Source organism: Kitasatospora sp. NEAU-69, from assembly GCF_057158765.1.
In genome coordinates, this window is record NZ_JBWXUE010000004.1 from 159859 (window position 1) to 169954 (window position 10096).

The window sequence follows — 10096 nt, forward strand, 5'->3', positions numbered from 1 at the left end:
CCGGGCTTACCTGCGTGACGTGCGTGACGTCAGAGGCTGTAGACCTCTTCGATCAGGGCCTGCTGCTCCGCGGCGTGGCGCTTGGCCGAGCCGACGGCCGGGGCCGAGGAGGCCGGCCGGGCGACCCGGCGCAGACGCGCGGCGCCGGCCTTGCGGCCGACCACGACGTCCAGGTGGTCCACCAGGTTCATCGCGATGAACGGCCAGGCACCCTGGTTCGCCGGCTCCTCCTGGGCCCAGACGAACTGGACGTCCTCGCCGTAGCGGGCCAGCTCCTCCTGGAGCTCGGCCACCGGCAGCGGGTAGAGCCGCTCGACCCGGACGATCGCCGTGTCGGTGACGCCGCGCTCGGTGCGCGCCGCCGCCAGGTCGTAGTAGAACTTGCCCGCGGTGATGATCACCTTGCGCACGCCGGCCGGGTCCACGGTGCTGTCACCGATCACCGGACGGAACGAGCCGGAGGTGAACTCCTCCGCCGAGCTGGCCGCGGCCTTCAGACGCAGCATCGACTTCGGGGTGAAGACGACGAGCGGCTTGTGGTGCGGGTTGTGCACCTGCCAGCGCAGCAGGTGGAAGTAGTTCGACGGCAGCGTCGGCATGGCGACCGTCATGTTGTTCTGCGCGCACAGCTGGAGGAAGCGCTCCGGGCGGGCGGACGAGTGGTCCGGGCCCTGGCCCTCGTAGCCGTGCGGCAGCAGCAGCGTGACGCCGGAGTGCTGGCCCCACTTCTGCTCGGCCGAGGAGATGTACTCGTCGGTGATGCTCTGCGCGCCGTTGACGAAGTCGCCGAACTGCGCCTCCCACATGACCAGCGCGTTCGGGCGGGTCAGCGAGTAGCCGTACTCGAAGCCCATCGCCGCGTACTCCGACAGCAGGCTGTCGTAGACGGTGAAGCGGGCCTGGTCCTCGGTCAGGTACAGCAGCGGGGTGTAGTCCTCGCCGGTGACCCGGTCGATCAGCACCGCGTGGCGCTGGCCGAAGGTGCCGCGGCGGCTGTCCTGGCCGGCCAGGCGGACCGGGTGGCCCTCCATCAGCAGCGAGCCGATGGCGAGGCACTCGCCGGTGGCCCAGTCGATCGTGCCGTCCTCGATCGAGGCGGCGCGGCGCTGGAGCTGCGGCAGCAGGCGCGGGTGCACGGTCAGCCAGTCCGGCAGGTTGACCTGCGAGGCGGCGATCCGCTTGACCATCTCCTGGGAGATGCCGGTCTGGATGTTGACCGGGAAGTCGGCGACCGGCTTGCCGTTCGGGGCGACGGCCTGCGTGGCGGCCGCGTCGCGGACCTCCGCGAAGACCTTCTCCAGCTGGCCCTGGAAGTCCTGGAGCGCGGACTCCGCCTCTTCCATCGTGATGTCGCCGCGACCGATCAGGCCCTCGGTGTACAGCTTGCGCACCGAGCGCTTCTTGTCGATCAGGTCGTACATCAGCGGCTGGGTGAACGACGGGTTGTCGGCCTCGTTGTGACCGCGGCGGCGGTAGCAGATGAGGTCGATCACGACGTCCTTGTGGAACGTCTGGCGGAACTCGAAGGCGAGCCGCGCGACGCGGACCACGGCCTCCGGGTCGTCGCCGTTCACGTGGAAGATCGGGGCCTCGATCATCCGGGCCACGTCGGTGCAGTACATCGAGGAGCGGCTGGACGCCGGCGCCGCGGTGAAGCCGACCTGGTTGTTGACGACCAGGTGGATCGTGCCACCGGTGCGGTAGCCGCGCAGCTGCGACATGTTCAGCGTCTCGGCGACGACGCCCTGGCCGGCGAAGGCCGCGTCGCCGTGGATCTGGATCGGCAGCACCGGGAAGGTGGTGCCGCCCTGGTCCAGGACGTCCTGCTTGGCGCGGGCGATGCCCTCGACGACCGGGTCGACCGTCTCCAGGTGGGACGGGTTGGCGGCCAGCGAGACCTTGATGGTCTCGCCGTCCAGGCCGGTGAAGGTGCCCTCGGAGCCGAGGTGGTACTTCACGTCGCCGGAGCCGTGCATCGACTTCGGGTCGAGGTTGCCCTCGAACTCGCCGAAGATCTTGCCGTACGGCTTGCCGACGATGTTGGCCAGCACGTTCAGGCGGCCGCGGTGGGCCATGCCGATGACGGCCTCGTCCAGCCGGTGCTCGGCGGCGGCGTCGATGGTCGCGTCGAGCAGCGGGATGAGCGACTCGCCGCCCTCCAGCGAGAAGCGCTTCTGGCCGACGTACTTCGTCTGCAGGAAGGTCTCGAAGGCCTCCGCCGAGTTCAGCCGGCGCAGGATGCGCAGCTGCTCCTCGCGCTCCGGCTTCGTGTACGGCTTCTCCAGGCGCTCCTGCAGCCACTTGCGCTGCTTCGGGTCCTGGATGTGCATGTACTCGATGCCGACGGTGCGGCAGTACGTGTTGCGCAGCAGGCCGAGGATGTCGCGGAGCTTCATCATCTTCTGGCCGCCGAAGCCGCCGACGGCGAACTCGCGCTCCAGGTCCCACAGCGTCAGACCGTGCTCGACCACGTCCAGGTCGGGGTGCCGGCGCTGCTTGTACTCCAGCGGGTCGGTGTCCGCCATCAGGTGGCCGCGCACGCGGTAGGCGTGGATCAGCTCCATCACGCGGGCGGTCTTGTTGACGTCGTCCTCGTGCGTGGTCGCGACGTCGGTGGCCCAGCGGACCGGCTCGTACGGGATCCGCAGCGACTCGAAGACCTCGTCGTAGAACCCGTGCTCGCCGAGCAGCAGCTGGTGGATCGCGCGCAGGAACTCGCCGGAGGCGGCGCCCTGGATGACCCGGTGGTCGTACGTCGAGGTCAGCGTCATGATCTTGGAGACGCCGAGCCGGGCCAGGGTGTCCGGGTTGGAGCCCTGGAACTCGGCCGGGTACTCCATCGCGCCGACGCCGAGGATGGTGCCCTGACCCTGCATCAGGCGGGGCACCGAGTGCACGGTGCCGATGCCGCCCGGGTTGGTCAGCGAGACCGTCACGCCGGTGAAGTCGTCCATCGTCAGCTTGTTGCCGCGGGCGCGGCGGACGATGTCCTCGTAGGCCTGCCAGAAGCCGAAGAAGTCGAGCGTCTCGGCCTTCTTGATGGCCGCGACGACCAGCTGGCGGTCACCGTTCGGCTTCACCAGGTCGATGGCCAGGCCGAGGTTGACGTGCTCCGGCTTCACCATGAAGGACTTGCCGTCCTTCACCGCGTAGCTGTAGTTCAGGCCCGGGGTCGCCTTCAGGGCCTGCACCATGGCGTAGCCGATCAGGTGCGTGAAGGAGACCTTGCCGCCACGGGCGCGCTGCAGGTGGTTGTTGATGACGATGCGGTTGTCGATCAACAGCTTGGCCGGCACGGCGCGCACGCTCGTCGCGGTGGGCACCTCGAGCGAGGCGTCCATGTTCGTGGCGACGGCCTTGGCCGGGCCGCGCAGCGGGACGAGCTCGGGGCCCGTGCTGCTCTCGACGGCCGGGGCGGCCGGAGCGGCCGCCTTCGGGGCCGGCGGCGCTGCGGGGGCGGCTGCCAGCGGCGCGGCGGCGACAGGCGCGGCCACGGGGGCCGGGGCTGCCGGGGCGGCGACGGGGGCAGGCGCCGCCGGAGCAGCAGCAGGGGCAGGGGCGGCAACGGCGGTCGGCGTGGGGCCGGCCTGGGTCGCGGCCTGGGTCACTGGGGTCACCTCGGTACCGGGCTTGTAGTCGGCGAAAAAGTCCCACCAGGCTCGGTCGACCGAGTTGGGATCCTGGAGGTACTGCTGGTAGATCTCGTCGACGAGCCACTCATTGGGGCCGAAGCCAGTGGTGCTTGCCGAGCTGGGGGTTTCAGGGTGTGGCGACACGGCGGCAACCGCCCTCTTCCGCTTCCTTTTGGGACATGTGGACAGCGGGGATTAAGGCTACGCCCCTGACCAGTGATCGCGCAGTCCCCGGGGGGTCGGCGTCGTCCAGATCACAGTACCGTCGGCCAAAATGGCCGAATATCTACGTTACAGCGCCGGGTCGGATGGGAAAAGTGAGGGGCCGAACTGCCGGGCAGAAGCCTGCAAAATCGGGCAAAACACCCCGGAAATGACCGGATGCGACCAATCTTGGGCTGTCGAGCGCCGGTATGTCCCAATTCTGTGACAAAGCTGGACCGGTTGGACAGATCGTCCTCGGTCGAACGACGTCGCGGGTCAGAGCCGCGGGTGCGGCACGGCCGGCGGCGCGCCGGGCAGCGCGACCTTGATCAGGCAGCCCTGCGAGCCGTCCGCGACCTCGATCCGCCCGCCGTGCAGATCGACCGCCCAGCGCGCGATGGCCAGCCCGAGGCCGGTGCCGCCGTCGCTACCGGGGCCGGCCGCGGTCGGCGCGCCGGCCCGGCTGAACCGGTCGAAGACCCGGGTGCGGTCCTGCACCGGGATCCCCGGGCCCTGGTCCTCGACCTCCAGGTCGAGCGACTGCGCCACCTCGCCGGCCCGGGCCCGCACGGTCACCAGGCCGCCGACGGGGGAGTGCTTGCAGGCGTTGTCGACCAGGTTCGCGACCACCTGGTGCAGCCGCTCCGGGTCGGCCACGGCGGTCAGCTCCGGCGGCTGGACGTCCAGGCGCAGGCTCAGGTCGCCGCGCCGGCTCCAGGCGCCGCCGGCCGTCGCGCCGTCCACCGTCAGCCCGCGCAGCACGCCGGCCAGGAAGGGGGCGACCTCGAACTCCCGGGCGTCCAGCGGGACCACTCCGCCGTCCAGTTTGGACAGGTCCAGCAGGTGGGTGACCAGCCGGCCGAGCCGTTCGGTCTGCTCCAGCGCGGCGCCCAGGGTGGCGTGGTCGGGGCGGACCACGCCGTCCACCATGTTCTCCAGGACCGCCTGCAGCGCCGCGATCGGCGTCCGCAGCTCGTGCGAGACGTTGGCGACCAGCTCGCGCCGGTGCCGGTCGGCGGCCGCGAGATCGGCCGCCATCCGGTTGAACGTGCTGGCCAGCTCGCCGATCTCGTCGCGCGAACCGGTCGTCACCCGGCGGCTGTAGTCGCCGCCGGCCATGGCCCGGGCGGCCGCCGTCATCTCGCGCAGCGGGGCGGTCAGGGTGTGCGCCAGCAGCTGCATGAAGAGCAGCGAGGCGATCATCGAGAAGATCATGATCACTCGGATCTGGGTCTCCGAGCGGGTCGCGATCACCACCATCACGGTGGCGAGCACCACCGAGACGATGACCAGCAGGGTCAGCTTGCCCTTGATCGACCGGCGCGGATCCACCGCGCGCAGCTGCCGTCCGGCCCGGGTGACGGCGCGCCGTAGCGGCCCCGGCCCCGCCGGTGCGTCGGCCTCGGTGCGGCCTGGTGCCGCGGTGGTCTTCATCGGTGCTGTGGTCCCCGTGCTTCTCTGCCCCCGTGAGCCCCCTGACCTGCGGATGCGCACCGGTCAGGAGACCGGGGCCTCCAGTGCGTACCCGACCCCGTGCACGGTGCGGATCCAGCTCGCGCCGATCTTCCGGCGCAGCGCCTTGACGTGGCTGTCCACCGTCCGGGTGCCGGACGCGTCGGTCCAGTCCCAGACCTCGGCCAGCAGCTGCTCGCGGGTCAGCACGGCGCGCGGCTGGGCGGCCAGGCAGGCGAGCAGGTCGAACTCGGTCGGCGTCAGGTGGACGTCGCCGGAGGCGAGCCGGACCCGGCGCTGCACGTGGTCGATCTCCAGTTCGCCGAACCGCAGCGACCCGAGCGCGGGTGTGCGGGCAGCCTGCTGGGCCCGCTCGACCCGGCGCAGCAGCACGTTGACCCGGGCCGCCAGCTCGCGCATCGAGAACGGCTTGGTCATGTAGTCGTCGGCGCCCACGCCGAGGCCGACCAGCAGGTCCGTCTCGTCGTCGCGGGCGGTCAGCATCAGCACCGGGACCGGGCGCTGCGCCTGGATCCGGCGGCAGACCTCCAGTCCGTCGAAGCCGGGCAGCATGATGTCGAGCACCACGAGGTCCGGCTGCCAGGTGTGGAAGCCGTCCACGGCGCCGGGGCCGTCGTGGGCCACGGCGACCTTGAAGCCCTCCGCGCCCAGCCGGGCCGCGATCGACTCGGCGATGGTCGGTTCGTCCTCCACCACCAGTACCCGACGCTGGGCAATCACTCCGCTGCCGCCGCTGTCCTGTTGTTGAATCTCTGTCACGGTCACGCCACCGCCCCCAGGGCCTGCGGGCCGCCACCTATGGGTGTGGCGGGCTCCGCTCGTAGTCTTGTTCCGTCGTTTTGCCGTGCCGGATTGTCGCCCCGGGCTCCGTCCGACACGGTGGACCGCGGCTTCCCGACCGCGGATCCCGTTATGCGCACCTCGCAGCGTACGGACACCGGGCAGGCCCCGGCAGGCGGACCGCAGATTTCCGGCCCGACGGTCGGTGCTCGTGCCCGGGGACCGGCACGGGCCGTTACCTTACCTGTCCATGTCGCCTCTCCGTAACGGTGTGTATGCACGAAGGCGTTCACAGTCGGCTCGTGCGGTAATCTCCGACACAGCTGGGGAGTTGGTCCGTACCAGGCTGTGAACTGCCGGGATCCGGCGCGATCGGCGCGACGTCCGGCGGGCTCCCAGGTACGCGCCGCGGCTGCGCGGGAGCTGTGGATGCCTGGGCGGTGAGCGCGCGGTGACGGATGAGCGGTATCCGGCGCTGTAGAGGTAACGGCACACTGGAAGCGGCAGTGCGGCGATCGACGGGAGGCGCCATGGCGGACACGGCACCGGGTGACGTGCGGCGCGCCCCCGCGACGCCCTACGCCGGGCTGCGGCTGGGGCTGCGCTCCTGGCCGCTGGAATGGCTGCTGGAACGGCTGCCGACACCGCGTCGCAACCCGTTCGCACTCGGGTACATGCTGCTGCTGGCCGGTACCGCGCTCTTCGCCCACGCAGGCGACCAGCACCTGGTGCAGCAGCTGCAGACCATGTCCAGCACCGACGGCCACCACCTGCTGCACACCCCGGTGCGCTCGCTGCTGATGAGCGGGCTCTGGGTCGCCGGACCGGTCTGGATGCCCTACCTGTGGGCCTACGCGATCACCGTGGCGCCGCTGGAGCGGCGGATCGGGGCGCTGCGGACGGCGGGCGTCTTCTTCGCCGGGCACGTGATCGGCACGCTGCTCTCGCAGGGCGTGGTCGCCGTCGCGGTGGCCACCCACCAGATCGGCGCGGGTGCGCTGGACGAGCTGGACATCGGCGTCAGCTACGGCGTGCTGGCCAGTCTGGGCGCGCTCGCCGGGCTGCTGTCGCGGCGCGGGCGGGTGCTCGCGCTGGCCGGTGCGCTCGCGCTGATCGCGCACCAGATCCTGAACGAGCCGGACCTGGTCACCGGGATCGGGCACCCGACCGCGCTGCTGGTCGGCATGGCGCTGTGGCGGCCGCTGCGCGCCTCGCTGCGCCGCCGTCCGGTCGCCGCCCGGGCCGGCTCCCCGGCGCGGTCTTCGGCGCACTCCTCGGCTCGGTCGTCGGCTGATTCCGTCGCCGATTCCGCGGCCGGCGCTCCGCCGGCACTCGAGAAGGCCTAGATCTTTTCTCAGGGTCTGCGCCCTGACCTGCGGATTTCCTGTGAGTTCCGACAGTGTTCCGGCCAGCCCGGGTCCGTTCGCTCAGAGCGAACAAATTGCGGGGAACATCCTGAGGTCCGTGAGCCTTAGTCACATCGACTCAAGTTCACTGACTGGGGAGAGATAATGGCTTCGACGTCCGCTTCGCTCACCCTGCCCGTGCTGCCGCTCGACGACGAGGTCGTGCTGCCCGGCATGGTGGTGCCCCTGGACCTCAAGGATGCCGAGGTGCGCGCCGCCGTCGAGGCGGCCCGGGCCGCCGCGCGGACGTCTGCGGACGGCGGCAAGCCCGCCGTGCTGCTGGTGCCGCGGATGGACGGCTCGTACGCGGCCGTCGGCACGCTGGCCACCATCGAGCAGGTCGGCCGCCTCGCCGACGGCGACCCGGCCGCGCTGGTCCGCGCCGTCCGCCGGGTGCGGATCGGCGCCGGCACCACCGGCCCCGGCGCCGCGCTCTGGGTGGAGACCAGCCCGTTCCGGGAGTCCTCGGTGGGGATCCCGGTCGGTGGCCGCGCCACCGAGCTGATGAAGGAGTACAAGGCGGTCTCCACCACGTACCTGCGCAAGCGCGGTGCCTGGCAGATCGTCGACCGGGTGGCCGCGATCGAGGGTGTCGGCGAGCTCGCCGACAACATCGGCTACGCGCCGTTCGCGACCGCCGAGCAGAAGCTCAAGGTGCTGCTGGAGGCCGACCAGATCGCCCGCCTGGAGTACGCGCTCCAGCTGCTCCGCGACCACCTCGCGGAGGAGGAGGTCAACGACACCATCCGCAAGGACGTCGAGGAGGGCGTGGCCAAGCAGCAGAAGGAGTTCCTGCTGCGCCGCCAGCTGGAGGCCGTCCGCAAGGAGCTCGCCGAGCTGAACGGCGAGGCCGCCGACGAGGAGGGCGACTACCGCGCCCGGGTCGAGGCCGCCGAGCTGCCTGAGAAGGTCCGCGAGGCCGCCCTCAAGGAGGTCGACAAGCTGGAGCGGTCCTCCGACCAGTCGCCCGAGGGCAGCTGGATCCGCACCTGGCTGGACACCGTCCTCGAGCTGCCCTGGAACAACCGCAAGGAGGACGCCTACGACATCGCCGGCGCCCGTGCGGTGCTGGACGCCGACCACGCGGGCCTGGCCGACGTGAAGGACCGGATCGTCGAGTACCTGGCGGTCCGCAAGCGGCGCTCGGACCAGGGCCTGGGCCTGATCGGCGGCCGGCGCGGCGGCGCGGTGCTCGCGCTGGTCGGCCCGCCCGGGGTCGGCAAGACCTCGCTCGGCGAGTCGGTGGCCCGCGCGATGGGCCGTGACTTCGTCCGGGTCGCGCTCGGCGGCGTCCGGGACGAGGCGGAGATCCGCGGCCACCGGCGCACCTACGTCGGCGCGCTGCCCGGCCGGATCGTGCGGGCCATCAAGGAGGCCGGCTCGATGAACCCGGTCGTGCTGCTGGACGAGATCGACAAGGTCGGCTCGGACTACCGCGGCGACCCGGCGGCGGCCCTGCTGGAGGTGCTGGACCCGGCGCAGAACCACACCTTCCGGGACCACTACCTGGAGGTCGAGCTCGACCTGTCCGACGTCGTCTTCCTGGCCACCGCGAACGTGCTGGAGGCGATCCCCGAGCCGCTGCTGGACCGGATGGAGCTCGTCCGGCTCGACGGCTACACCGAGGACGAGAAGGTCGTCATCGCCCGTGACCACCTGCTGCCGCGCCAGCTGCAGCGGGCCGGCCTGACCACGGACGACGTCACGGTGGACGAGTCGGCGCTGCGTAAGCTGGCCGGCGAGTACACCCGCGAGGCCGGCGTGCGGAACCTGGAGCGGGCGGTCTCCCGGATCCTGCGCAAGGTCGCCGCGCAGAGCGAGCTCGGCGAGCGCGAGCTGCCGGCCGCGATCGGTGCGGACGAGTTGCGCGCGCTGATCGGGCGCCCGCACCACACCCCGGAGTCGGCCCAGGAGCCGGCCGAGCGCCGCACGGCCGTGCCGGGCGTCGCGACCGGGCTGGCGGTCACCGGTGCCGGTGGCGACGTGCTCTTCGTCGAGGCCTCGCTGGCCGACGCCGAGACCGGCTCGACCGGCCTGACCCTGACCGGCCAGCTGGGCGACGTGATGAAGGAGTCCGCGCACATCGCGCTCTCCTTCCTGCGCTCGCGCGGCGCCGAGCTGGAGCTGCCGGTCACCGGTCTGCGGGAGCGCGGCATCCACCTGCACGTGCCGGCGGGCGCGGTGCCGAAGGACGGCCCGAGCGCCGGCGTCACGATGACCACCGCGCTGGCCTCGCTGCTCTCCGGCCGCAAGGTCCGCACCGATGTGGCGATGACCGGTGAGGTCTCGCTCACCGGCCGGGTGCTGCCGATCGGCGGCGTGAAGCAGAAGCTGCTCGCGGCCGACCGGGCCGGCGTCACCACGGTGATCATCCCCAAGCGCAACGAGCCCGACCTGGACGACGTCCCGGCCGAGGTGCTGGAGCGGCTGACCGTCCACCCGGTGGCGGACGTGCGGGAGGTGCTCGCGCTGGCCCTGGAGCCGGCCGAGGTGCGGGTGGCGGCGGCCGCCTGAGCAACCGTCCGCTGATGCGGTGAGCCGGTGACGCGGCGGGGGAAAGGGGTGGGAAACACACCGGGGGCGGGGAGGGGCACGAAGGGG

5 protein-coding genes are annotated in these 10096 nt (G+C 71.6%); 2 read left to right on the plus strand and 3 right to left on the minus strand.

Annotated elements, in window-relative coordinates:
• Window positions 1-29 precede the first annotated feature (29 nt).
• From AC060L_RS06695 to AC060L_RS06705, 3 genes are all read right to left on the minus strand, one after another.
• Window positions 30-3776, minus strand: coding sequence for a multifunctional oxoglutarate decarboxylase/oxoglutarate dehydrogenase thiamine pyrophosphate-binding subunit/dihydrolipoyllysine-residue succinyltransferase subunit (locus AC060L_RS06695; RefSeq protein WP_483797599.1), 3747 nt, complete (start codon window positions 3774-3776; stop codon window positions 30-32).
• Window positions 3777-4112: 336 nt separating this feature from the next.
• Window positions 4113-5270, minus strand: a complete 1158-nt coding sequence (locus AC060L_RS06700) for a sensor histidine kinase (protein ID WP_483797601.1) — start codon at window positions 5268-5270, stop codon at window positions 4113-4115.
• 63 nt (window positions 5271-5333) lie between these two features.
• Window positions 5334-6068 (minus strand): response regulator transcription factor, encoded by a 735-nt coding sequence (locus tag AC060L_RS06705; RefSeq protein ID WP_483797602.1) that lies wholly within the window; start codon window positions 6066-6068, stop codon window positions 5334-5336.
• 551 nt (window positions 6069-6619) lie between these two features.
• Here AC060L_RS06705 and AC060L_RS06710 point away from each other — a divergent pair.
• Both AC060L_RS06710 and lon read left to right on the plus strand, forming a co-directional pair.
• Window positions 6620-7435, plus strand: a complete 816-nt coding sequence (locus AC060L_RS06710) for a rhomboid-like protein (protein ID WP_483797603.1) — start codon at window positions 6620-6622, stop codon at window positions 7433-7435.
• A 165-nt stretch (window positions 7436-7600) separates the two neighbouring features.
• Window positions 7601-10009: an endopeptidase La gene (gene lon / locus AC060L_RS06715; protein ID WP_483797604.1), complete on the plus strand. Its 2409-nt coding sequence runs from the start codon at window positions 7601-7603 to the stop codon at window positions 10007-10009.
• Window positions 10010-10096: the final 87 nt, after the last annotated feature.

What these genes read in the sequence shown, in the direction of transcription:
- lon (WP_483797604.1), top strand. Translation starts at nt 7,601, where the DNA reads ATGGCTTCGACGTCCGCTTCGCTCACCCTGCCCGTGCTGCCGCTCGAC.
- AC060L_RS06700 (WP_483797601.1), bottom strand. Translation starts at nt 5,270, where the DNA reads ATGAAGACCACCGCGGCACCAGGCCGCACCGAGGCCGACGCACCGGCG.
- AC060L_RS06710 (WP_483797603.1), top strand. Translation starts at nt 6,620, where the DNA reads ATGGCGGACACGGCACCGGGTGACGTGCGGCGCGCCCCCGCGACGCCC.